Consider the following 21,858-nt stretch of genomic DNA (forward strand, 5'->3'; position numbering starts at 1 on the left):
TCATGTAACGCCTCTCTATAAGGAAGTAAGAAAGAAAAGAAAGAAAGATTAGAGAAGCGTTACAATGCAGCCTGCCCGGCAATGTCTGCTAAGCGATTGATTTTCTTATATATACCCTCCGGTCGATGCGAGCGCCGCCTTCTTAGCACGATGCTTTGCTACTCTGGCGGCACCAACTGCACGGCGAGCTACAGCTACAGGAGAAACCGACCCGAAGTTCCGGTCAGTGATGGTGTCGACCATCAGCGTGTGAAAATGGCATTCCTCTCGGTGCGGGCAGAGGGAGCATTGGTCACTCGCTTCTGCCTGCGCCTCCTGCATCCCGAAGCAGCTTTGAAAGAAGTCTGTATCGTCCAACGTGACGCTTGTGCGGCTGCCCCATTTCCCAGCGTCATACTCGGACTCAGCATTCTCAAATTCCTGCTCACGAACGTCCTCGGGCACCAGATCCGAAACCATCGATCTTGAAAGCTGTGGCTCTAGCAGGTGGTAGCGCACGATGACGTCGGACCATCTGCCTGGGTTGTCGCTTACTGCTGACGCCAGAGCGTGGCGAAAGTCGGTTTGCGCCGCCAGGCTGCGATCGTGCTCGATATGATACTGAGGCAAATCAGTGCCCGGATTCAGCGCAAACGAAGGCCTGTTTGCTCTGAACTTTTCGAACTCGGCATGCCACGCATATTCGGTTGTTGGATTTGCGTGCAACTGTATTGGCGTAGGAGCCATCTGCCTTTTTCTCCCCGCCGCAAACGCAAATGAGAACTCGATGAACTCCTCATATGGGATGCAGAACTCGTCCGCTCGCTGCCTGGCGGCCCATAGCTGCGTAAACGTGCTGGTGGGTGCGGACGGCAAAGCGACGCTCACGCCCTCTACCCGTTGGGCGAGATCACGATCGAGATTTTTGTGGACGTAATTTCGGACTCCCTCCCTGTAGGCCGCACCAAATTGAAGAGTGGCTTCCAGCGGGGACAGGAAACGGTAGTCAAACCACTTTTTGGTGAGGAGTTTGGGCTCGCCAGTAAGAAATTTCGGCGGTATTAAGCTCCGGGCAATGGCGAGTTCCTGCAGACGGTCCGCTAGTTTCGCCGGATTGTAGGCCAAGATCGATCTCCTTTGAGCAGGGGGAATACCCGCGTTCTGGCCGCTCCGTGCGAGCAGCTAGCTGCGATATAGCGGTTCATCACCTCGAGCCGTGGGAAGTCAGCGAATTATGCAGCGGCCTGGTGACGTTTCCGGCCAGCTTTGGGTGGTCGAAGTGATCCGAGCGGTCGGACAGGAGTTGGAGGAAACGCCGGCGTGCAGGTCGCACAGAAAGCAGCATAGTGAGAGAGACATCTCTATCCCGGTCGCGTTTGGAACTGCAGAAAGCGCCCTAGCGAGCCGGAGAAGATGGCCTATATAAGCCTCAATATCTCTCGGGCGATCGCTGCAAAGCACAAACCAAGCGAGCCTGACGGAGTTTGACAATTCAGGAATAAACCGTTTGTTATCAATGGCAAGAAAGGCGGCGTTTGACAGCCTAACCACTTGATCGCAAACGGCTGTTCCAGAACGGCTCAGTGTAGAATAGAGTGCCGCCAGCGGCCCGAATGGCTGCGGACGAGTGAAAAGGGCGAATGGCGACTACGCAGCTGGACAGGCCGGGAAATGGCGGCTTGAGTGATCGCTTGATGCGAAAACTGAAAGCCATGTCGCGCGCCTGGACCCGGTTCTGGCGCCTCGTTGCCCTTTACATGCCGAAGCGGCTCTATGCCCGCTCGCTGATCATCGTCATCGCGCCGATGATCCTTTTGCAATCGGTCGTCGCCTTCGTCTTCATGGAGCGCCACTGGCAGACCGTGACGCAGCGCCTGTCGCAGGCGACCGTGCGCGACATCGCCGCCATCATCGACATGATGGAAACCTATCCGCATGATGCCGACTACGCCAACATCATCCGCATCGCCCAGGACAGGATGCAGTTGAAGGTCGACCTGCTGCCGCCCGACCCGCTGCCGCCGCCTGGCCCGAAACCGTTCTTCTCGATCCTCGACGAGATCCTCTCGGCCGAGATCACACGGCAGATCAACCGTCCGTACTGGATCGACACCGTCGGCAATTCCAACATCGTCGAAGTCCGCATCCAGCTCGAAGGCAGGGTGCTGCGTGTCTTCGTGCGCCGCAGCCAGGCCTATGCGTCGAACACCCACATTTTCCTGATCTGGATGGTCGGCACCTCGCTGGTGCTGCTGATGATCGCCATTCCCTTCCTGCGCAACCAGATCCGGCCAATCCTGACGCTGGCGGAGGCCGCCGAAAGCTTCGGCAAGGGCCGGCCGATGCCGCGCGATTTCCGCCCGCGCGGCGCCGAGGAGGTCCGCCGCGCCGGCTTTGCCTTCATCCAGATGCGCGAGCGCATCGAACGCCAGATCGAGCAGCGCACCGCCATGCTGACCGGCGTCAGCCACGATCTCAGAACCATCCTGACCCGCTTCAAACTGCAGCTTGCTCTGACCGGCGGCAAGGCCGAAACCAAGGCGGCGCTCGACCAGGACATCGACGACATGCAGTCGATGCTCGAGGGCTATCTCGCCTTTGCCCGCGGCGAAGCGTCGGAAGACGCCGGCCGTTTCGATCTCGATGCCTATTTCCAGAAGCTCGGCGAGGAGGCCGCGCTGCGCAAATGCAAGCTGTCGACCACGCTTGTCGGCGATCCCGACGTCCATGTGCGGCCCAATGCCTTCGCCCGCCTGCTGTCCAACGTCATCGGCAACGCCTTCCGCTACGCCAAGACCGTCGAGATCAATGCCAACCATGGTCGCGGTTCGCTGGTCGTCACCATCGACGACAATGGGCCGGGCATTCCGCCAGACAAGCGCGAGGAGGTGTTCAAGCCTTTCCTGCGGCTCGACGCCGCGCGCAATCTCGACGCCAGTGGCACCGGCCTCGGTCTGTCCATCGCCCGCGACATTGCCCGCAGCCATGGCGGCGACATCGTGCTGGACGACAGTCCGCTCGGCGGTCTGCGCGCCATCATAACGGTTCCCGCATAATCGGCTGGGAAACTGGGCTTCATCCGCCCGTCATGAAACCATGGTGAAGAGCGCGCATGAAGCGCGCGATTTCAATTGATTCGGCTCTGACGCCTCACTTCGACCCCGTGCCCGCCCGGGTGCGCTGGAGCGAAGCGAGGGCGGCCGCATGGTCGCCGTTCCGGCATCGTATCAAGGCAAAAGACGACCTTTCCAGCAAAGGGCCGCCATGCGCATAGTGATGGTTACCGACGCTTGGCGTCCGCAAGTCAACGGCGTCGTCCACACCCTGGAGCGGCTCACCGAAACGTTGAAATCCTTCGACGTCGAGGTCAGCTTCCTGACCCCGAACATCTTCCGTACCTTGCCACTGCCGACCTATCCCGACATCAGGCTGGCGCTGACGACGCCGGGCCACGTCGCGCGCCTGATCGAGGCGCGCAAGGCCGATCACATCCACATCGTCACCGAAGGTCCGCTGGGCATCATGGCGCGGCGCTATTGCCGCAATGCCGGCCGTCCCTTCACCACCAGCTATCACACGCGCTTTCCCGAATATCTCAGCGCCCGGCTGCCTGTCCCGGAAAGTTGGGCCTATCGCTGGCTACGCGATTTCCACAATTCCGGACAAGGCACGCTGGTCGCCACCCAGTCGCTGGCGGACGATCTCGCGGCGCGCGGCTTCAACAAGCTGAGACCCTGGACGCGCGGCGTCGACACCGACCATTTCCGGCCGGAAAAGCGCAAGGATCTCGGCTTTCCCGGCCCGGTGTTCCTCTGCGTCGGCCGTGTCGCCATCGAAAAGAACCTGACGGCCTTCCTCGATCTTGAACTGCCCGGCAGCAAGGTCGTCGTCGGCGAGGGGCCGGAACTGGCCAAGCTCAAGGCGCGCTACCCCAGCGCCCATTTCCTCGGCCACCGCCCGAACGACGAGCTGGCGGAGATCTATGCCTCCGCCGATGTCTTCGTCTTTCCAAGCCGCACCGACACGTTCGGCAATGTCATCATCGAAGCGCTGGCCAGCGGCACGCCGGTCGCCGCCTATCCGGTCACCGGGCCAATCGACATCGTCGGCGATGGCGTCGGCGGCGCGGTCTCACAAGACCTGCGCGAGGCGGCGCTCGCCGCCCTCAATGTCGACCGCGCCGAGGCGCGTCAGCGCGCCATGCGCTACAGTTGGAAGGCCTGCGCGGAGATGTTTCTCGACACTGTAGAGGAAGCGCTGGGAGCACCGCGCAAGCTGGCTGCCTGACACTACCTTCGTCATCCACGGGCGAAGCGCGGGTGACCTTCACCCGCCCTAAAACAATCTGCCGCCGTCCGGCACCTTGCGCTCGATGGCGCCAAGCACCACCGCGCCCTCCTCGTCGGGAAAGCCGAGCGTCAGCACCTCGGACATGAACGGGCCGATCTGGCGCGGTGGAAAATTGACCACGGCGAAGACCTGCCGGCCGATCAGCGTCTCCGGCGCATAGTATTTGGTGATCTGCGCCGAGGATTTCTTCACGCCGATCTCTGGGCCGAAATCGACCTTCAGCTTGAACGCCGGCTTGCGCGCTTCGGGAAACGGCTCGGCCTCGATGATGGTGCCGGCGCGGATGTCGACACGGTCGAAATCGGCAAAGCTGATCTCGGGCTTGCGCCCACTGCTCGAGCTCATCGAGGATCCTGACTTCACGATTCCTAGGTTCAGGCGTTTCCGTAGGTCTCGAACAACACACCGGCGAGCGCGTCCTTGGCCGAAGTTCCCGACCAGACGACGAACTGGAACGCCTGGAAATAGCATTCGCAGGCTTCCAGCGCCGACGACAAAAGCACTTCGACCTGCTGGCTCGACGGCTCGACTCCGCCGGCCAGCAGCAGCGACTGGCGGAACATGATCGCGCCTTCCTGCTCCCAGAGGTCGAAATGGCCGAACAGCATCTGCTCGTTGATCAGCGACAACAGCCGCATCACCTCGAGCGCGCGCGCCTCCGGCACCTTGATATCGAAGGCGCAGGCCAGATGCAGCGCCTCGAAATCCTCCATCCAGGAGAATGAAACATGATAGTCGGTCCAGCTGCCGGCCACCGAAATCGAAATCTCGTCGTCGCCTGCCCTTTCGAAGGACCAGTCATTGTTGTGGGCCACCTGCTCGATGACGTCCACCGGGTGGATTTCGCGGGAGAATTCGAGTTCGAGAAGTTCCATGGAATGCTTCCTGTGTTCAGGGGAGCGCCACACGCTCCGCGGGGCACACACGACGAACAATCTTGTCTAGAACTCGGACGGCCAGGAACTTCTCAAACGCAAAGACCCAGACCGGACCCCACCGCCCGGCGCATGACCCTGCTCCGAATCATGCAACAAATTCAGTCTATTGATCAGGAGTCGCGTGAACAGCCCAATTTTTCGCACTGCGTCATTCGCATGTGGAAAGGCGCTGTCACAAAGTTTCATGCAATGCCGGTAAGCGATTCACGGCAAAGCGCTTTTTCGGATCGTGCTTTGTGGAAAAGTTTAAGATTATTTTTTTGATTTGGGCTTTGCCGCCACCGCCGGTGCGGCCTGCCCGGTCAGTTCGGCAAGCTTCGCCTCGAGTGCTTCGATGCGCGCCGCAAGGCGGGTGTTCTCTTCCCTTGCCTTCGCGGCCATCTCGCGCGCGGCTTCGAATTCCTCGCGCTGCACCACATCCATCGAGTTCAGGATGCGCTCGGCCTGCCCCTTGAAGGCGGTCTCCATTTCGCGCCGCACGCCTTGTGCGGCACCGGCGGCGTCGGTCATCAGCTTGGCGAATTCATCGAGAATGCGGTTCGGTCCGGTCGACATGGCAAATCCTCGCTTGCTTGGTTTGACGTAGTGGCGTGCGGCGTGGAATGCAAGAACGTTGAAGCTGGTGCGGCATTGCACCTCGATAAGCTGGCTGTACGCGATGGCGCCACGTCGCCTATTGTAGTGCTTTCAAGTCGACTTGCGTCAAGCAACGAGCCGCTCTCAGTCAGGATCAACCAATGGCAACGCCCCCGCGCCGACCGACAAATCCGATGGCTGCCGCAGAAGCTGCATTCAAGCCGATCAAGAAGCCGGCAGCCCCGATCCGCGAGCCCGCGACCGCACCGAATGTCAGAGAGCTTGTTTCGATCAGGATCGACCGGGCCGTGCTGGACCATTTTCAGGAAGATGGTCCTGGCTGGCAGGACAGGATCAACGACGCCCTAAGGCAAATGGTCGTCGGCAAGTCTCAGGGTTGAGCCCGCCATCTGCGACGATCAGGCAACCACCACCTTGCCTTGACCCCGCCAAAACCCTGCCGCATGGTCCGCGCCCGAACGCGAGCCCTTCCGGGAGACTCTGTTGAACGACTATTTCCTGCTGCCAATGGCTTCGCTGCCCTTTCCCAACATCAATCCGATCATCGTCCAGATCGGACCGCTGGCGGTGCACTGGTATGGCGTCGGCTATATCGTCGGCATCCTCTTCGCCTGGTGGTACGCCAAGAGGCTCATCACCAACGCCAGGCTGTGGCCGGACGGCGTCTTGCCGATGAAGCCTGAGGATCTCGACGATTTCATTGTCTGGGCGGCCATCGGTGTCGTGCTTGGCGGCCGCACCGGCTATGTGCTGTTTTACGACTTGGCGCGCTACATCGCCCACCCGCTCGACGTCTTTGCGGTCTGGCAAGGCGGCATGTCGTTCCATGGCGGCCTGCTCGGCGTCATCCTCGCCATGACGCTGTTTTCCATTAAGCGCGGCATCCGCACCTGGTCGCTGTTCGACGTCGTGGCGGCCGGCGTGCCGGTCGGCCTTGGCCTTGTCCGCATTGCCAACTTCATCAATGCCGAACTGTGGGGTCGCGTTACCGATGTGTCATGGGGCGTCGTCTTCTGCAACGAGCGTCTCCTGCAGTCGACGGCGGGTTGTGTGGCCGGCCTGGAACCCCGTCATCCGAGCCAGCTCTACGAGGCGGTACTCGAAGGCCTGGTGCTGTTCCTCGTGCTGCGCATCCTCACCCATTCGCGCCTCAAGCTGAAGACGCCGCGCTTCGTCGGCGGCGCCTTCATCTGCGGTTACGGCCTGTCGCGCACCTTCGTCGAGCTCTTCCGCGAGCCGGACCAGCAGCTCGGCTATCTCCTAGGCACCAACTGGCTGACCATGGGCATGATCCTCTCCACGCCCATGGTGTTGGCCGGCATTTGGGCGATGGCGACCGCGAAGCCGGTGACGCAGCCGCAGCCGGCATGACGCGGCTGAAAGCCCGCATCGTCGACCTGATCGGCGCGGTAGGGCCGATCCCCGTCAACGAATACATGGCGCTTTGCCTGTTCGATCCGCAGGACGGCTATTACACGACGCGCGAACCTTTCGGTGCGGGCGGCGACTTCGTCACCGCGCCGGAGATCAGCCAGATGTTCGGCGAACTGGTCGCTGTCTGGCTCTACCAGGCCTGGCAGTCGATAGGCCGGCCAATGCCGGTCACCATCGCTGAAATCGGCCCCGGCCGCGGCACGCTGATGAAGGACATGTTGCGGGCCTTTTCGCGGCTCGATGCGGCGCTCACAGCAGGCACCTCCTTCGCCATGATCGAAATCAGCCCGCGCCTGACCGGCATCCAGAAGCAGACGCTTTCAGGCCAATCGGTGAGGCTCGATTGGCACGAAACCATCGACACGCTGCCGAAGGCGCCGCTGCTCATCGTCGGTAATGAACTGTTCGATGCGGTGCCGATCCGACAGTTCATCCGCACAGGTGCTGCCTGGCGCGAACGGATGGTCGGCCTCGACGAGGCGAACGCTTTGCGCTTCTTCGCCGGCGCCGGCTCCATCGATCCGTCCTTGCTGCCGGATGGCGCCGCCGATGCGCCGGACGGATCTGTTATCGAGATGGCGCCGGCCCGCAGCGCGCTGATGGCGGCCATTGCCGAAAGAATCGCCGGACAGGGCGGCGCCGGCTTGTTCATGGATTATGGCCATCTTCATCCCGGCGTCGGCGACACGCTGCAGGCGTTGCGCAAGCATGATCACGACAATGTGCTGGCCAATCCGGGCGAGGCCGACCTCACCGCGCATGTCGATTTCGCCGCCCTTGCCGCGACGATTCGGGCGCACGGCCTCGACGTGCAGATGACGACACAGGGCGACTTCCTGCTCGGCTTGGGCCTTATCGAGCGCGCCGGCCAGCTTGGCGCCAAGGCCGATGAGAAGGCGCGGCAGGCCATTTCCGATGCCGTCGAACGCCTGGCAGGGCCAGATGCGATGGGCGGGCTGTTCAAAGTATTGAAAATCCAGCCGAAAACGAGCGCCTTCTGACCAGGATGCGACTCATAGCCGACATCAGGGTCGCGCCACCTGTCCGAACTTCGCCTTGACGAAATCGCCCGCGCGGACAACAAACCCATCCATGCTGAATCAGACCAACCCGGATCCCGTTCGGTCGCCCTTGCTTGACGAGGCGAGAGCGCAGGGCATCCGCCACGGCTATTTCACCCGCGTTGGCGGTGTCTCCGCGGGCATCTATCGCGGCCTTAACATCGGCACCGGCTCGAATGACGACCAGGCGCTGGTTCGCGAAAACCGCCGTCGCGTCGCTCACTGGATGGGCGTGCCGGCGAACCATCTCTTGACCGCGCATCAGATCCACTCGCCCGATGTCGTCATCGCCAGGGAGCCCTTCCCCGGCGAGCGGCCCAAGGCGGATGCCGTCGTCACCGACCAACCGGGCATCGCCGTCGGCGCTTCGACGGCCGATTGCGGGCCGGTGCTGTTCGCCGACGCCGAAGCGCGCGTCATCGGCGCCGCGCATGCCGGCTGGAAAGGTGCACTCACCGGCGTGCTTGAGAACACGATTTCCGCGATGGAGGACTTAGGGGCCCGCCGCGAGCGCATCGTAGCCGTTCTCGGCCCCTCCATCGGGCCGGAAAACTACGAGGTCGGGCCGGAATTCGTCGCCCGCTTTGTCGAAGCGAACGCCGGCAATGCGCGCTATTTTGCGCCCTCGGCAACGACTGGCCATGCGATGTTCGACCTCAACCTCTACACGGTCGACCGGCTCACCAAAGCCGGCGTGCAGGCCGAGGGGCTTGGCCGCTGCACCTACGCCGAGGAAGATCTTTTCTACTCCTATCGGCGCACCACGCACCGCAAGGAAGCGGATTACGGACGACAGGTTTCAGCAATCGTTTTGGAGAAAGAGTGATGGCGTTGCATTTCGAACGCTCGGAATTTGACGCCCGGCGCGACCGGCTGATGATCGAGCTCGCCGAGAAGAAGCTCGACGCCGTGCTCTTGTTCGCGCAGGAAAGCATGTACTGGCTGACCGGTTACGACACGTTCGGCTTCTGCTTCTTCCAGTGCCTGGTGGTGAAGGCCGACGGCTCCATGGTGCTGCTCACGCGCTCGGCCGACCTGCGCCAGGCGCGCCACACCTCGATCATCGACAACATCGTGCTGTGGACCGACCGCGACGGCGCCAATCCGGCGATCGACCTGCGCAACCTGCTCAACGAACTCGACCTGCTCGGTGCCCGCATCGGCGTCGAATACGACACCCATGGCCTGACCGCCTACAACGGCCGGCGCCTCGACGAGCAGCTGCAGACCTTCGGCCAGATCGCCGACGCATCCGGCATCGTCAGCCGGCTCCGCCTATTCAAGAGCCCGGCTGAAATCGCCAAGGCGGAAAAGGCCGCGAACCTCTCCGACGACGCGCTGGATGCGGCCCTGCCGCTGATCAAGCAGGGCGGCGACGAGGCGCTGATCCTCGCCGCCATGCAAGGCGCGATCTTTGCCGGCGGTGGCGATTATCCGGCCAATGAGTTCATCATCGGCTCGGGTATCGATGCGCTGCTCTGCCGCTACAAGTCCGGGCGCCGCAAGCTGACCAAGAACGATCAGCTGACGCTCGAATGGGCCGGCGTCTTCCACCACTACCATGCCCCGATGATGCGCACCGTGCTGACCGGCAAGGTGTCGAAGCGCCATCAGGAGCTGTTCGATGCCGCGCATGCGGCACTTCTGGCGGTGGAGAAGGCAATGACGCCCGGCAACACCTTCGGCGACGTCTTCGACGCGCACGCCCGCACGCTGGAAGCCCACAACCTGACCAAGCACCGGCTGAACGCTTGCGGCTACTCCGTCGGCGCCCGCTTCACGCCGTCCTGGATGGACATGCCGATGTTCTACCAGGGCAATCCCGAGCCGATCGCGCCCAACATGACGCTGTTTTCCCACATCATCATCATGGACTCCGAAACCGAGACGGCGATGACCCTTGGCCGCACCTACCTGACCACCGAATCCCAGCCGAAGGCGCTTTCCCGCCATGATCTCGACTTGATCGTACAGTGAATCCATAATGAGAGGGGGCGCGTTCATCAGGGCATACGTCGCCAAGGAGTTGTCAGGCAAATGAGACGATCGCATGTGACGACCGTGTCATTGCTTTTGGCGTTGGCGCTGTCTGCCTGCACCAATGCCAAGGACGTGCTCGAACCCTCGGCCATCACCCCACCGACGACATCGGCGCAGACGCTGCCAGCCACATCGGGGCCGGCCACATCGGGCAGCACCGCGGCCGCCGCCCCTGCCCCACCTTCGTCAACTCCGGCTGCTCCGGCTGGATCGTCACCTGTCTCGCCGGCCCAGAGCGCCGCCCTGTCGAAGACGCGGCTACAAGTCGCACCAATCGTCGGCGCCTCCGTCGAGGCCGCGACGCCGCTGACGGCGGAGCTTCAGGCGCGCGCAAGGCAGCGCGGCATCACGCTCGCCGGCAGCACCGACCAGACCGCCACGCACGTGTTGAAGGGCTACTTCTCGACAATGTCGGAAGGCAGCGACACCACTGTCATCTATGTCTGGGACGTCTATGATCCCGCCGGCAACCGGCTGCATCGCATCAACGGCCAGCAGAAGGCGCCCTCGGTCAAGGGTGGCGAAGGCTGGGCGGCAGTGACCCCGGCGACCATGCAGGGGATCGCCGACCAGACCATCGACCAGTTCGCCGCGTGGCTCGGCGGGCAAGCCGGGTGAGCCGTTGCAGGCTTTCCTCGGGGGCAGGTCTTTCTTGAGATTAGCCGGCAGATTCCCGATCACGAGACTTGCAATACCGGCACGGGCCGCTAAAAGCCCGCTTAAGAGGCTCATGAGAGTCTGTCGGGTCTCTCCATCCTTCGCCAGGAACGGTGCATGAAGCTCTTCGCGGGCAATTCCAACAGGGTGCTGGCCGAAGCGGTCGCTCGCTATCTCAACATCCCGCTGGGCAAGGCCAGCGTCAGGCGCTTCGCCGATCAGGAAATCTTCGTCGAGATCCAGGAGAACGTGCGCGGCGAGGATGTCTTCATCCTGCAGTCCACCTCCTTCCCGACCAACGATCATTTGATGGAACTGCTCATCATGATCGATGCCTTCATGCGCTCCTCAGCCAAGCGCATCACGGCGGTCATCCCCTATTTTGGCTACGCCAGGCAGGACCGCCGCGCTTCCGGCCGCACGCCGATCTCGGCTAAGCTGGTCGCCAACATGATCACCCGCGCTGGCGTCGACCGCGTCTTGACGCTCGATCTCCATGCCGGTCAGATCCAGGGGTTCTTCGACATCCCGACCGACAATCTGTTCTCGGTGCCGGTGATGGCCCGCGACGTGAAGGCGAAATACAAGCAGCTCGCCAATGTCGTCGTCGTGTCGCCCGACATTGGCGGCGTGGTGCGGGCCCGCGCGCTGGCCAAGCGTTTCGATGCCCAGCTGGCCATCGTCGACAAGCGCCGCGAGCGCCCCGGTGAATCCGAGGTCATGAACATCATCGGCGCGGTCGCCGGCAAGGATTGCCTGTTGATCGACGACATCGTCGATTCCGGCGGCACTCTGTGCAATGCCGCCGACGCGCTGCTGGCCAACGGCGCCACCAGCGTCACCGCCTACATCACCCATGGCGTGCTGTCCGGCGGCGCCGTCGCCCGCATCAGCGGCTCGAAGCTGCAGGAACTGGTGATCACCGATTCCATCCAGCCGACGCAAGGCGTGCTCGACGCACCCAACATCCGCGTCATCTCGATCGCCGACCTGATGGGCGAAGCGATCTCGCGCACGGCGACCGAGGAATCGGTGTCGAGCCTGTTCGACTAAACCGTCGCACTCTCCGGCTTGGCCGGACCGCTTAGCCGTTTCACGCCATCGCCGGCATCGCGCGCGCCGCGCATGTAGCCGCGCGGCGAGGCGCCCAGCATGCGCTTGAACATGGTGATGAAGGCCGGCACGCTGTCATAGCCGAGATCGAGCGCCACCCTGGTGATCGGCTCGCCGTCGGCGAGCCGCGGCAGCGCCGCGAACAGGCAGGCCTGCTGGCGCCAGGTCGACAGCGACAGCCCGGTCTGGCGATGGAAGGCGCGGGTAAAGGAGCGCCGGCTCATGCCGACGATGTCGGCCCATTCGTCGATCGTCGCATGCGGCGAGGGTGCCGCGACGAAGCGCCGGCAAAGTGCGGCCAGTTTCGGATCCGAGGGAAAAGGCAGGCCGAGCGGCCGTTCCGGCAGGTTCGGGATCTCGTGCAGCAACAGGTCCATGATCAGTCCGCCGCGCCCTTCCAGCTCCGCACCTTGCGGCAGCTTTTCCGATTCCACGATCAGGCTGTGCATCAAATCGGTGATGCCGACGACGCGCAGGCCGTCCGGCAGCCCGGCGATGGCGTCGGGCATGACATAGACCGAGCGCATGCTGACATCGCCCAGCATCTCGACGGAATGCTCGATGCCGGCCGGGATCCACATGGCATGGTCGGGCGGCACCATCCAGCGCCCATGCCTCGTCGTCACCAGCACAACGCCGACCAGCGCATGCAGCAGCTGGCTGCGGCTGTGGGAATGCTGTGGCACGCGATAGCCGTCGGGATACTCGGTCGGCAAGGCAACCGCTGGGCCGACGGCCTGCTCCAGCCACTGCCAGCGGCTCTGGTGCAGGCGCCCCAATTCGGCGGCGTCGCCCCTGAATATCTCCCTGCCATGCGGCATCGGCTATGGCCCACTTGCGAAACTATTGGACCAAACCACGAAAGAAGTCGCCGATCAACCGGATTATAAGGCAACCGACCTATAGGGCCGCCTACGGCCCGCTGGAAGACCACGGAGCATGCCTTGACCGATACGACAGCCACCGCCGTCGCCACACCTGCGACGGCCAGCCACACTTCGGCGCAAGCGACGGCCTTCACCGTCATCCTTGCGGTGAGCTTCTGCCACTGCATCAACGACATCATGCAGTCGCTGCTGTCGGCCATCTATCCGTTGCTGAAGGAGAATTACGGTCTCGATTTCTGGCAGATCGGCCTTTTGACTTTCACCTTCCAGGTGACGGCATCCTTGCTGCAGCCGTTGATCGGCGCGGTCACCGACAAGCGGCCGATGCCCTATTCGCTGCCCTACGGCATGGCCTCGTCGCTGATCGGCCTGATCGTGCTCGCCCATGCCGGCCATTATTGGCTGCTGTTGATCGGCGCCTCGCTGATCGGCATCGGCTCGGCCATCTTCCATCCGGAATCCTCGCGCATCGCCCGCTTTGCCTCCGGCGGCCGCTTCGGCCTGGCGCAATCGCTGTTCCAGGTCGGCGGCAATTTCGGCCAGGCAATGGGGCCGCTGCTCGCCGCCTTCATCGTCGTGCCGTTCGGCCAGACCAGCATTTCCTGGTTCGCCATCGGCTCGCTGATCGGCATCATCGTTCTGTGGCGGGTTGGCGGCTGGTACAGCCGGCTGCGCGCCACGCTCGCCAACCGCAAGGTGGCAAGCTTCGTCTCGCCCTTCCCGCGCCGCAAGGTGATGGCGGCACTTGCGGTGCTGACCTTGCTGGTGCTGACCAAGAACGCCTACATCGCCTCGATCTCCAGCTACTACACCTTCTACGCCATCCATAAGTTCGGCGTTTCGGTGCAGATGTCACAGGTCATGCTGTTCCTGTTCCTCGGCGCCTCGGCGCTGGGCATCCTGCTCGGCGGCCCGTTCGGCGACCGCTACGGACAAAAGGCGATGATCTGGTTCTCGATCGTTGGCGTGCTGCCGTTCACGCTGGCTTTGCCCTATGCCAATTTCGAATGGACGATGGTGCTGACCGTGCTGATCGGCCTGATCCTGTCCTCGGCCTTCTCCAACATTGTCGTCTTCGCGCAGGAGTTGGTGCCCGGACGGGTCGGCATGATCGCCGGCATCTTCTTCGGCTTCGCCTTCGGCATGGGTGGCATTGCCGCCGCCGTGCTCGGCGTCGTCGCCGACATGAAGGGCATCGACTTCGTCTACCAGATCTGTTCCTACCTGCCGCTGCTCGGCCTGCTGACCGTGTTCCTGCCGAACATGAAGGAAGCGAGAAGGGTCTAGACGGAGGCCGCTAAAGGCCGAGAGCAGTCCTGAAGGTCGAGAACTCCTCATCCGTGATCGGCACAACGTGCTGCGGTTCGGGATAGGCACCCGTCTGCACGTCGGAGATGAACTCGCGATAGGCAGCGATGCGCTCGCGCTGCAGCCGTTCATGCTCGGCGGCGAAGTTGCGATAGGTCTTGGCGTGGCGAGGTTTGTGGCCGGAGGTGTGGCCGAGCACGTCCTCGCTGAACAGGTATTGCGCGTCGGCGTGCGGACCCGCGCCCATGCCAAGCATGATCATCGGCGTATTCGCGGTGATCAATTCGCCGATCCGGTCGGGTACCACCTCCAGCTCCGCCCCGAAGCAGCCTATTGCTTCCAGGCGCTTCACATGATCCCAGACCGCACGCGCGCTCGCGGCCGTCCTGCCGACGGCCTTGAACCCACCGGTCCAGGTGCATTGCGAGGGGATCAGGCCGACATGGGCGACCACAGGCACTGCGTTGTCGCAGAGCGCCTTCTGGATATCGAGCGAGGCGGCGCAGTAGAAGCAGTCGCCGCCCAAGCGCATGAAGTGATAGGCGGCTTTGAGATAGTCCTCGGCCGTCACCAGATTGCCGGCGGGGCCATAGGGCAGCCCGACCTGCACGAAGCATCGGCCGGCCGCCTCGCGCATCTCGGGCGTGAAGAAGCGGCCCTCGATCGACAGCATGTCGACACCGGCCGCGTCCGCTGCCGCCGCCTCTTCGAGCGCGGTGACGTAGAGCATCGAAATCTTTTGTCCGCGTGCCTTCATGGCGCGGATGTCGGCGACGGTAGGCCGGGCGTTCTTGGTGACCATTCTTGTTCCCTCAGATGGTGAAAGCGTCGCGGAAGGCCTGCAGTGCCGCCTCGGGATCGCCGGAGGCAAACGCCTCCATGCCAACCGGCCCCCGGTAGCCCATGTCTTTCAGCGCGCGGGCGATGCCCCGGTAGTTGATCTCGCCGGTGCCGGGCTCCATCCGTCCAGGCACGTCGGCCACCTGGACCTCGCCGATCCACGGCAGGCAGGCGCGGCAGAGCTCGATCAAATTCCCCTCGCCGATCTGCGCATGGTAGAGGTCGAGGTTGAGGCGCAGGCCGGGCCGGTTGATGCTCGATACGAGCGCCAACGTGTCTTCCGCGCGCCCAAACGGCACGCCGGGATGGTCGACCGGAAGGTTCAAATTCTCCAGCGTGAAGGTCACGCCTTCGGCCTCGGCGAGGTCGGCGATGCGGTTCAGCGTGTCGCGCGCCTTGAGCCACATCGCGCCGGTGACCGTCTCGCAAGGCGTGACCGGCAGGCCGCCTTCGCCCAGTCCGGTTCCATGCAGATTGAGCCGCGCGACGCCGAGGCGTTTGCCGACGGCCGCCGTCTCCTTCGCGGTCTTCAGCAGTTCGGCAGCGCCCTCGTCATCGGCAAGCCGGCCGCGCAGATAGCCGTTCATGATCGAGAAGGTGGCGCCGGATTGCTCCAGCATAGCGAGATCATGCTCGGGCCAGTTCCAGAGGCCGACTTGGAAGCCCATTTCGGTGAGGCGCCTGACGCGGAACTCCATCGGCCGGTCGCGCCACAGCATCTCGGCGCAGGCCGCAAGGGTGAAGGTGTCGGACATGTCAGACCTCGATGTACACGCGGCCGTCTTCGACCTTGGTGGTGTAGGTTTTAAGGTTCACGCAGACCGGTGCGCGCATCGCTTCGCCGGTCCGGTAATCGAACACGCCGTTGTGCTTCGGGCATTCGATCCTGTATTCCATGACCAGCCCGTCGCTCAGATGCACCTTCTCATGCGTGCACAGGCCGTCGGTACAGAAGAACGCATCGTCGGGACTGCGGTAGATGGCGAATGTCCGGCCATCGTGATCGAAGCGGATGACATCCTCTTCTTCGATATCGTCCGTTGCACACGCATCAATCCATTTTGCCATTGTCGCCCTGCAGCCTTGGTCCTCGGTTGGTCGAAAAGTCGGCCGGCGGAACACATGTCCGCCGGCCGCCCCGGGAGGGAAGATGCCCGTGTGGAAGGCATCCTCACTGGGTTACGCATGTGCTCCGTCGCGCGGCGCATCGTTGGTCGCCGAGAAGCTCTCGATCTCGGCTTCGAGTTCAGCCATCTGCTCGCCGCCGGCCATGAGGTCGGTAATGGCCTCGCGGCTTTTCTCACCCTTGCGGAAATCGGCGGCCTTGGAACCTCTGATGAGGACGGCGAAATGATCGCCGACGGTCAGCGCATGGACGACATTGTGCGTGATGAAGATGACCGCAATGCCCTTGCGGCGCGCCTGCAGCACGATGCGCAATACGTGCGCCGCCTCCTTGACGCCAAGGGCTGCGGTCGGCTCGTCGAGGATCAGCACGCTGGCACCGAAATGGACGGCACGGGCGATGGCCAACGCTTGCCGCTCGCCACCGGACAGCCCACCGACAAGCCGATCGCCATCATCGATGCGGGTGATGCCGAGCTGGCGCATTTCGGTGACGGCGATCTCGTTGGCCCGCTTGCGGTCGTAGATGGTGAGCGGCCCCCAGCGCCGTGTCGGCTCGGCGCCGACGAAGAAGGAGCGGCCGATGCTCATCAGGGGGAACGTCCCGCCGAACTGGTGGACCGTCGCGATGCCATGGTCGCTGGCGTCGCGCGGGCTGCCGAATTCGACGGCCTTGCCGTCCATTTCCATCCTGCCCGATGTCGGCTTGTGGACACCGGAGAGGATCTTGATCAGCGTCGACTTGCCGGCGCCATTGTCACCCAGCAGGCACAAAACTTCGCCTTTGTTGACCTCGAGGGAAATGTCATGGAGCACGTCGATGGGACCGAACGACTTGTTGATCCCGGTCAGCTTGAGCAGGGGCGTTGTCATCAGCGGGCCCTCGTCTTGGTGCGCGGCGAATAGGTCAGCGCCATGGTGCGGAAGGTGTTGTTCATCAGCACGGCGGCGAGCAGCAGGACGCCGATGATCAGGCTCGCCCAGTTGGCGTCGAAGCCGGTGTAGAAGATACCCTGGTTGACGATTGCGAAGGTCAGCGTGCCCAACACGATGCCGACAACCGAGCCGTAACCACCGGTGAGCAGCACGCCGCCGATGACCACCGCAATGATCGAGTTGAAGATGAAGGACTGCCCGGCGGCCACCTGGGCGCTGTTGTAGAGGATCGCCTGCGACATGCCGACGAAGGCTGCGCACAGGCTGCTGCTCATGAACAGTGCGATGGTGACCCGGTCCGTCGGGATGCCGGCATTGCGGGCGCTGACGGCATCACCGCCCATGGCCAGGATCCAGTTGCCGAAACGCGAGAAATTCAGAATGAAGCCGACGATCAGGACGATGGCGATCCACCAGAACAGGGTCACCTGAAACTTGCCGCCGAGATAGTCGCCGAACACAAGCTTGGCGATCGGTCCGCTCTTTAGCGCGACACTCGTGCTGCCGGACAGGATGATCGAAAGCCCGAGCGTCAGGCCGGCCAGCGCGAACAGCGTTGCCAGGGTGACTACGAAGGACGGCACCTTGGTGCGGATCACCAGGACGCCGTTGACGAAGCCGACGGCAAGGCCAAGGCCGAGCGACGCTAGGATGCCGACGATGATCGGCAGGTCGTAGTGGCCCGAGAGGATGGCGATGGTCATCGAACTGGCGGGGACCATCGACCCGACGGAAAGATCGAGGTGTCCGGCGATCATCAACAGCCCCACCGGGAGGGCGATGATGCCGAGTTCAGAGGCGACGTTGAGCCAGCTGGCGGCACCGCCGGCCGACATGAAATTGGCGCCACCGAAGATCGAGAAGAAGACCAGCACGGCGATCATACCGATCAGCGAGCCGACCTCGGGGCGCCGCACGAGGCTGCCGATCGAGGGCATCGAGGAATGCGGGGCGGGTGGCGCGGTTGCTACCACGGCGGGTTGGTCATGGGCTTGGGATGTCATCGAAGTGTCCCTGGCTTGAACAATGGGGAGCCTGGCGCGGCCTTTCGTCGGCGGCGCTGGGCCGGTGATGTCCGGCCCTTGGATGGGCCGGACACTCGGTCTTCGACGCTAGCGGGCGCCGGCCGCCGCACCAGCCAACGTCGCGTCGACGTTGGCGGCGTCGACGATCCCCGGTCCGGTCAGTACCGGTTTGGTCGGCAGGTCGAGCCCATAGTTGACGAAGCCGTTGAGCAGCGACACCGCAAGATAGCCCTGCAGGTAAGGCTGCTGGTCGATCGAGAACATCTGCGTACCGTCCTTGATGCGCTGCAGGCCGGTCTCGTCCATGTCGAACGAAGCAAGCTTGACCTTGTCGCCGACATTGGCCTGGCTGATGGCGTTGGCCGCACTGTTGGCGTCCCCGGCGCTGATGGTGATGAGACCGTCGAGGGTGTTGTCTTTCAGCACGGCCGCCTTGATCGCCTCGGCGACCGCGGTCGGGTTGCCAAAGCTGGACGAGGGCAGCGGCAACTGGGTGGATTTGCCGCCGCTCTTGGCGATGGCATCGGCGATGCCCTTGCAGCGGTCTTCCGTGTTGGTGGAGCCCGGCAAGGTGTTGACGCAAAGCACGTTCTTGGCGCCATGGCCGCCAAAATATGTGCCGCCACCGAGACCGGCCGCGTATTCCTCGTTGCCGACATAGTTCATGGCGCCGAGCCGCTTGGCTGCATCCATGCCGCCGGAATTGTAGATGATGAGCGGTACGCCTGCGGCAACGACTTCCTTGAAGGCGTCATCCATGGCCTCGGGCACCCAGTCCGGGCCAACGATGGCGCTCGGCTTCTGGCTGAGCGCGGTGCGGATCAGCTTGGCGGCGTCCGGGCCGAGATTGTCGTAGTTCTGCGGCCCGAGCCAGGTCACAGAGCCGCCCGTCAGTTCGGCGACCTTGCCGGCGTCGTCGGCGCCTTTCTTGACCTTCGACCAGAACGGGTCGTCCGCCTTGCCGCCGATGACGAAGATCTTCGCCCCATCGGCCATTGCGGCTGTGGCGGATGTCGCCACCACGGCGGCCGTCATCATCGCCGTCAAAAGCTTCGTGATATGGTTCATTTCATTTCCTCCCAGTTGCCGTCTTCAGACGGGTTTAGAAAAACAGTGAATTCATCTCCGCGCGCACTCCTCTCCGGTTACGCGCCGTGATCGATGGTTCGCCCGGGCGTTGCTCACGCCCCGGCGTTCATGCGCTCCCTCTTCTTCTGGAAGCGGGCGTCCATCATGGCGTCGCCCTGCTTGGTGCCGTCATGCCAGGTGCCGAACCACCGATCGAGCGGGATCAGCCCGTCGCCGCCGTAGTTCACCTCGAAATATTTGTGGTGCAGGTAGTGCGCGTAGGCATGGCTATCGACGGCCGTGTCCTCGGTCACCTCCAGCTTGTCGAAACCAAGATGACCATTGACAGCGCCGAAGCCGGCAACATGCAGCTGGAACAGCGCGACAATCGGGTTGGACGGGATGACCAGGTGCCAGAAGGCGACCGCATGATAGAGGAACCCTTCCACCGGATGCATCGACAGCGACGACCAGGGCGACGGGTTGATCGAATTGTGGTGGACAGAGTGGATCCAGCGATAGAGCGGCCCCCAGTGGATCAGGCGGTGGATGAAGAAGAAGTGCACTTCGTGGATGGCCGGCGCGATCAGCACCAGGGCGGCAAGGTAGACCGGGTGATCCTGCCAGCCGAGCCACGGCACGTAGCCCTTGGCAAAGCACCACAGGAAGATGACTTCGACCACGGTCCATAGCGGGATGGTGACGAAGAACGAGCGCAGGAAGTTGTCGAGGTTCTGGCTCTGGAACCAGAACACGTCCGAAGGCATGTCGCTGGGGAATTTGTGGTTGTATTTGAAGCGCGTCGCCTGGACGCGCTTGATGTAATAGCGCAGCTCGAAGATGCCGTAGAACACGAGGATCGCCGCGCCGTTGACGGCGTAGAGCCACAGCGCCCAGCCCCAGTCGATGGTCTTCATCGTCTCGACGTCGGGGACGACATAAAACCAGTAGATGAGGGCGGTGGCCATGTGGAAGGCATTCCATGGCCAGATATAGCCGGGCAGCCACGCCAGGATTTTCGGCAGCCTGGGTGGCCAGCTCCACAACGGCACGGCCTCGATGCGCCCGTTCGGCTTCCAGTCGCCACGCTTGTCGCGCACGCCGTATTCGAGATCGTCCATGCAAATCCTCCACCCGCAACGCCCGAGGTGGCCCGCACGCGCACGCTGCCTCACACCGCCTGAAGCGCGGTGGGCCAGAACGTGTCTGCGCTGTGCTGCTGCTATCCCTGGGCTGGCGGTGCTTGCGCCTTGCTTGCTTTCCCGAGATAAACATCTTGATCCAAAATGAATCAAGAATAGAATGTTTCTTCCAAGCTGATTGTATCATTTGTGTCAGAACTGCATGATGAATGATATCTTTGTGTCAATTTCCGCAGGCTGATGAGATAAAATGGATCAGAACAAGCGGCCAACGATCAGGGATGTAGCCGCCGAGGCGAAGGTTTCGGTGGCCACCGTCAACCGGGTGCTGAGCGGCTCGGGCGCCGTCCGCCAAGGCACGCGCGAGCGCGTCAAGCTCGCGGCGGAGCTGATCGGCTTTTACGGCATGGGCGTGCTGCGCAGTCGCATAGCTGCCGCCCGGCCGCGCTACCGGTTCGGCTTCCTGCTGCACCAGCCCAGCCGCGCCTTCTACCGCAACATAGCCGAGGCGCTGCGTGCGGCGGTGCCAACGATGCCCGAATGCGAAATAGAGCTGCGCACGGAGTTTCTGGACGATCTGTCGCCGCAGAACGTCGCCTCGCGGATGCTGGCCCTGGGCGCCGAATGCGACGCCGTCGGTGTCGTCGCGGCGGTCCATCCACTCGTCACCCAGGCGGTCGACACGCTCAATGCCCGCAACGTGCCGGTGTTTGCGCTGATCTCGCAGATCTCGGCGACCGGGCACGTTCGCTATATCGGGCTGGACAACTGGAAGGTCGGGCGCACCGCGGCCTGGGTATTCGAGCATGTCTGCCGCGCGCCCGGCAAGCTCGGCATCCTCGTTGGCAATCACCGCTACCGCTGCCAGGAAATGAACGAGAGCGGCTTTCGCTCCTATTTCCGCGAGCACGCGCCGGGCTTCACCCTGCTCGAGCCGCTGCTGACCTTCGAATCCAGTGCCATCGCGCAGGAGATGACCGAAAAGCTGCTCAACGAAAATCCGGGTCTCTGCGGCCTCTATGTCGCCGGCGGCGGCATCACCGGCGCCATTGCCGCGCTGCGCTCCACCGGCCGGGCCGGCAGCCTCGTCGTCGTCGGCTACGAGCTGATGGAGTCGACCCGCCCCGCGCTGCTCGACGGCACGCTTACCTTCGTTATCTCGCACCCCTTGGCCCAGGTCGCGGAGAAGGCACTGGCCGGCATGGTCCACGCAGTCTCCGCCCCGAACGAAAGCAGCAACTTCACCACCATCCTGCCTTTCGAGATCTACACCCGCGAGAATATTTAGGGGGCACGGGCTCGACGGTGTGACCCGTGGGCTAGCGCTACGATATATCACTTGGCGCCCTTCAGAATCA

General features: G+C 63.0%; 23 protein-coding genes. 11 read left to right on the forward strand and 12 right to left on the reverse strand.

The window, feature by feature from the left end:
• Window positions 1-105: 105 nt before the first annotated feature.
• Entirely contained in the window at window positions 106-1,104 is a 999-nt protein-coding gene (locus tag ACSQ3Z_RS20530) for a hypothetical protein (RefSeq protein ID WP_436173112.1), read from the reverse strand.
• A gap of 515 nt (window positions 1,105-1,619) precedes the next feature.
• Between ACSQ3Z_RS20530 and ACSQ3Z_RS20535 the strand changes: the two genes are divergently transcribed.
• Window positions 1,620-3,035 (forward strand): ATP-binding protein, encoded by a 1,416-nt coding sequence (locus ACSQ3Z_RS20535; RefSeq protein ID WP_436173113.1) that lies wholly within the window; start codon window positions 1,620-1,622, stop codon window positions 3,033-3,035.
• 208 nt (window positions 3,036-3,243) lie between these two features.
• On the forward strand, window positions 3,244-4,266 hold the full coding sequence (locus tag ACSQ3Z_RS20540) for a glycosyltransferase family 4 protein (RefSeq protein ID WP_436173114.1): 1,023 nt from the start codon (window positions 3,244-3,246) through the stop codon (window positions 4,264-4,266).
• 48 nt (window positions 4,267-4,314) lie between these two features.
• Here the strand turns inward: ACSQ3Z_RS20540 and ACSQ3Z_RS20545 are convergent, their stop codons facing one another.
• The 3 genes from ACSQ3Z_RS20545 to ACSQ3Z_RS20555 all read right to left on the reverse strand — a co-directional run bounded on the left by ACSQ3Z_RS20545 (window position 4,315) and on the right by ACSQ3Z_RS20555 (window position 5,822).
• Window positions 4,315-4,674, reverse strand: a complete 360-nt coding sequence (locus tag ACSQ3Z_RS20545) for a tRNA-binding protein (protein WP_436173115.1) — start codon at window positions 4,672-4,674, stop codon at window positions 4,315-4,317.
• A 29-nt stretch (window positions 4,675-4,703) separates the two neighbouring features.
• Entirely contained in the window at window positions 4,704-5,204 is a 501-nt protein-coding gene (locus ACSQ3Z_RS20550; protein ID WP_006202532.1) for a YbjN domain-containing protein, read from the reverse strand.
• A gap of 315 nt (window positions 5,205-5,519) precedes the next feature.
• Window positions 5,520-5,822 (reverse strand): accessory factor UbiK family protein, encoded by a 303-nt coding sequence (locus ACSQ3Z_RS20555; protein ID WP_436173116.1) that lies wholly within the window; start codon window positions 5,820-5,822, stop codon window positions 5,520-5,522.
• A gap of 182 nt (window positions 5,823-6,004) precedes the next feature.
• Between ACSQ3Z_RS20555 and ACSQ3Z_RS20560 the strand changes: the two genes are divergently transcribed.
• The 7 genes from ACSQ3Z_RS20560 to ACSQ3Z_RS20590 all read left to right on the forward strand — a co-directional run bounded on the left by ACSQ3Z_RS20560 (window position 6,005) and on the right by ACSQ3Z_RS20590 (window position 12,109).
• Window positions 6,005-6,244: a BrnA antitoxin family protein gene (locus ACSQ3Z_RS20560; protein ID WP_436173117.1), complete on the forward strand. Its 240-nt coding sequence runs from the start codon at window positions 6,005-6,007 to the stop codon at window positions 6,242-6,244.
• A 103-nt stretch (window positions 6,245-6,347) separates the two neighbouring features.
• Window positions 6,348-7,235 (forward strand): prolipoprotein diacylglyceryl transferase, encoded by an 888-nt coding sequence (gene lgt, locus ACSQ3Z_RS20565; protein ID WP_436173118.1) that lies wholly within the window; start codon window positions 6,348-6,350, stop codon window positions 7,233-7,235.
• Complete coding sequence (locus tag ACSQ3Z_RS20570) at window positions 7,232-8,299, forward strand: class I SAM-dependent methyltransferase (RefSeq protein WP_436173119.1); 1,068 nt, start codon at window positions 7,232-7,234, stop codon at window positions 8,297-8,299. The genes lgt and ACSQ3Z_RS20570 overlap by 4 nt, the downstream gene beginning before the upstream one ends.
• Window positions 8,300-8,390: 91 nt before the next feature.
• Window positions 8,391-9,185: a peptidoglycan editing factor PgeF gene (gene pgeF, locus ACSQ3Z_RS20575; RefSeq protein ID WP_436173120.1), complete on the forward strand. Its 795-nt coding sequence runs from the start codon at window positions 8,391-8,393 to the stop codon at window positions 9,183-9,185.
• Window positions 9,185-10,336 (forward strand): M24 family metallopeptidase, encoded by a 1,152-nt coding sequence (locus tag ACSQ3Z_RS20580; RefSeq protein WP_436173121.1) that lies wholly within the window; start codon window positions 9,185-9,187, stop codon window positions 10,334-10,336. The genes pgeF and ACSQ3Z_RS20580 overlap by 1 nt, the downstream gene beginning before the upstream one ends.
• 60 nt (window positions 10,337-10,396) lie before the next feature.
• Entirely contained in the window at window positions 10,397-11,017 is a 621-nt protein-coding gene (locus ACSQ3Z_RS20585; RefSeq protein ID WP_436173122.1) for a hypothetical protein, read from the forward strand.
• Between the two features lie 156 nt (window positions 11,018-11,173).
• Complete coding sequence (locus ACSQ3Z_RS20590) at window positions 11,174-12,109, forward strand: ribose-phosphate pyrophosphokinase (protein ID WP_006202540.1); 936 nt, start codon at window positions 11,174-11,176, stop codon at window positions 12,107-12,109.
• On the opposite strand, the gene ACSQ3Z_RS20595 is transcribed toward ACSQ3Z_RS20590, so the two are convergent.
• A complete protein-coding gene (locus ACSQ3Z_RS20595) occupies window positions 12,106-12,990 on the reverse strand; it encodes an AraC family transcriptional regulator (protein ID WP_436173123.1) in 885 nt (294 codons plus the stop codon). The genes ACSQ3Z_RS20590 and ACSQ3Z_RS20595 overlap by 4 nt on opposite strands.
• Before the next feature lie 123 nt (window positions 12,991-13,113).
• On the opposite strand from ACSQ3Z_RS20595, the gene ACSQ3Z_RS20600 reads away from it, so the two are divergent.
• Window positions 13,114-14,343 (forward strand): MFS transporter, encoded by a 1,230-nt coding sequence (locus tag ACSQ3Z_RS20600; RefSeq protein ID WP_436173124.1) that lies wholly within the window; start codon window positions 13,114-13,116, stop codon window positions 14,341-14,343.
• A 10-nt stretch (window positions 14,344-14,353) separates the two neighbouring features.
• On the opposite strand, the gene ACSQ3Z_RS20605 is transcribed toward ACSQ3Z_RS20600, so the two are convergent.
• From ACSQ3Z_RS20605 to ACSQ3Z_RS20635, 7 genes are all read right to left on the reverse strand, one after another.
• Window positions 14,354-15,166: a 3-methyl-2-oxobutanoate hydroxymethyltransferase gene (locus ACSQ3Z_RS20605; RefSeq protein WP_436173125.1), complete on the reverse strand. Its 813-nt coding sequence runs from the start codon at window positions 15,164-15,166 to the stop codon at window positions 14,354-14,356.
• 10 nt (window positions 15,167-15,176) lie between these two features.
• Window positions 15,177-15,959 (reverse strand): TIM barrel protein, encoded by a 783-nt coding sequence (locus ACSQ3Z_RS20610; RefSeq protein ID WP_436173126.1) that lies wholly within the window; start codon window positions 15,957-15,959, stop codon window positions 15,177-15,179.
• A 1-nt stretch (window position 15,960) separates the two neighbouring features.
• The gene (locus ACSQ3Z_RS20615; RefSeq protein ID WP_436173127.1) at window positions 15,961-16,272 is read right to left on the reverse strand and encodes a MocE family 2Fe-2S type ferredoxin; all 312 of its coding nucleotides are present in this window, start codon (window positions 16,270-16,272) and stop codon (window positions 15,961-15,963) included.
• A 111-nt stretch (window positions 16,273-16,383) separates the two neighbouring features.
• Window positions 16,384-17,202, reverse strand: coding sequence for an ATP-binding cassette domain-containing protein (locus ACSQ3Z_RS20620; RefSeq protein WP_436173128.1), 819 nt, complete (start codon window positions 17,200-17,202; stop codon window positions 16,384-16,386).
• On the reverse strand, window positions 17,202-18,203 hold the full coding sequence (locus ACSQ3Z_RS20625; protein ID WP_436173951.1) for an ABC transporter permease: 1,002 nt from the start codon (window positions 18,201-18,203) through the stop codon (window positions 17,202-17,204). Before ACSQ3Z_RS20625 ends, ACSQ3Z_RS20620 begins: the two co-directional genes overlap by 1 nt.
• 174 nt (window positions 18,204-18,377) lie before the next feature.
• The gene (locus ACSQ3Z_RS20630; RefSeq protein ID WP_436173129.1) at window positions 18,378-19,358 is read right to left on the reverse strand and encodes a sugar ABC transporter substrate-binding protein; all 981 of its coding nucleotides are present in this window, start codon (window positions 19,356-19,358) and stop codon (window positions 18,378-18,380) included.
• A gap of 113 nt (window positions 19,359-19,471) precedes the next feature.
• Entirely contained in the window at window positions 19,472-20,479 is a 1,008-nt protein-coding gene (locus tag ACSQ3Z_RS20635; RefSeq protein WP_436173130.1) for a sterol desaturase family protein, read from the reverse strand.
• Between the two features lie 271 nt (window positions 20,480-20,750).
• Between ACSQ3Z_RS20635 and ACSQ3Z_RS20640 the strand changes: the two genes are divergently transcribed.
• The gene (locus ACSQ3Z_RS20640) at window positions 20,751-21,788 is read left to right on the forward strand and encodes a LacI family DNA-binding transcriptional regulator (RefSeq protein ID WP_436173131.1); all 1,038 of its coding nucleotides are present in this window, start codon (window positions 20,751-20,753) and stop codon (window positions 21,786-21,788) included.
• The last annotated feature ends 70 nt before the right edge of the window (window positions 21,789-21,858 follow it).

Origin of the sequence: Mesorhizobium sp. LjNodule214, assembly GCF_964252735.1 — a bacterium.
GTDB lineage: Bacteria > Pseudomonadota > Alphaproteobacteria > Rhizobiales > Rhizobiaceae > Mesorhizobium.

Coding starts and splice junctions, on each gene's coding strand:
- ACSQ3Z_RS20590 (WP_006202540.1), top strand. CDS start 11,174: ATGAAGCTCTTCGCGGGCAATTCCAACAGGGTGCTGGCCGAAGCGGTC.
- ACSQ3Z_RS20615 (WP_436173127.1), bottom strand. CDS start 16,272: ATGGCAAAATGGATTGATGCGTGTGCAACGGACGATATCGAAGAAGAG.
- ACSQ3Z_RS20545 (WP_436173115.1), bottom strand. CDS start 4,674: ATGAGCTCGAGCAGTGGGCGCAAGCCCGAGATCAGCTTTGCCGATTTC.
- ACSQ3Z_RS20635 (WP_436173130.1), bottom strand. CDS start 20,479: ATGGACGATCTCGAATACGGCGTGCGCGACAAGCGTGGCGACTGGAAG.
- ACSQ3Z_RS20540 (WP_436173114.1), top strand. CDS start 3,244: ATGCGCATAGTGATGGTTACCGACGCTTGGCGTCCGCAAGTCAACGGC.
- ACSQ3Z_RS20555 (WP_436173116.1), bottom strand. CDS start 5,822: ATGTCGACCGGACCGAACCGCATTCTCGATGAATTCGCCAAGCTGATG.
- ACSQ3Z_RS20595 (WP_436173123.1), bottom strand. CDS start 12,990: ATGCCGCATGGCAGGGAGATATTCAGGGGCGACGCCGCCGAATTGGGG.
- ACSQ3Z_RS20560 (WP_436173117.1), top strand. CDS start 6,005: ATGGCAACGCCCCCGCGCCGACCGACAAATCCGATGGCTGCCGCAGAA.
- ACSQ3Z_RS20610 (WP_436173126.1), bottom strand. CDS start 15,959: ATGTCCGACACCTTCACCCTTGCGGCCTGCGCCGAGATGCTGTGGCGC.
- ACSQ3Z_RS20580 (WP_436173121.1), top strand. CDS start 9,185: ATGGCGTTGCATTTCGAACGCTCGGAATTTGACGCCCGGCGCGACCGG.
- ACSQ3Z_RS20605 (WP_436173125.1), bottom strand. CDS start 15,166: ATGGTCACCAAGAACGCCCGGCCTACCGTCGCCGACATCCGCGCCATG.
- ACSQ3Z_RS20535 (WP_436173113.1), top strand. CDS start 1,620: ATGGCGACTACGCAGCTGGACAGGCCGGGAAATGGCGGCTTGAGTGAT.
- ACSQ3Z_RS20625 (WP_436173951.1), bottom strand. CDS start 18,203: ATGCCCTCGATCGGCAGCCTCGTGCGGCGCCCCGAGGTCGGCTCGCTG.
- ACSQ3Z_RS20640 (WP_436173131.1), top strand. CDS start 20,751: ATGGATCAGAACAAGCGGCCAACGATCAGGGATGTAGCCGCCGAGGCG.
- ACSQ3Z_RS20585 (WP_436173122.1), top strand. CDS start 10,397: ATGAGACGATCGCATGTGACGACCGTGTCATTGCTTTTGGCGTTGGCG.
- ACSQ3Z_RS20570 (WP_436173119.1), top strand. CDS start 7,232: ATGACGCGGCTGAAAGCCCGCATCGTCGACCTGATCGGCGCGGTAGGG.
- ACSQ3Z_RS20550 (WP_006202532.1), bottom strand. CDS start 5,204: ATGGAACTTCTCGAACTCGAATTCTCCCGCGAAATCCACCCGGTGGAC.
- ACSQ3Z_RS20620 (WP_436173128.1), bottom strand. CDS start 17,202: ATGACAACGCCCCTGCTCAAGCTGACCGGGATCAACAAGTCGTTCGGT.
- pgeF (WP_436173120.1), top strand. CDS start 8,391: ATGCTGAATCAGACCAACCCGGATCCCGTTCGGTCGCCCTTGCTTGAC.
- ACSQ3Z_RS20630 (WP_436173129.1), bottom strand. CDS start 19,358: ATGAACCATATCACGAAGCTTTTGACGGCGATGATGACGGCCGCCGTG.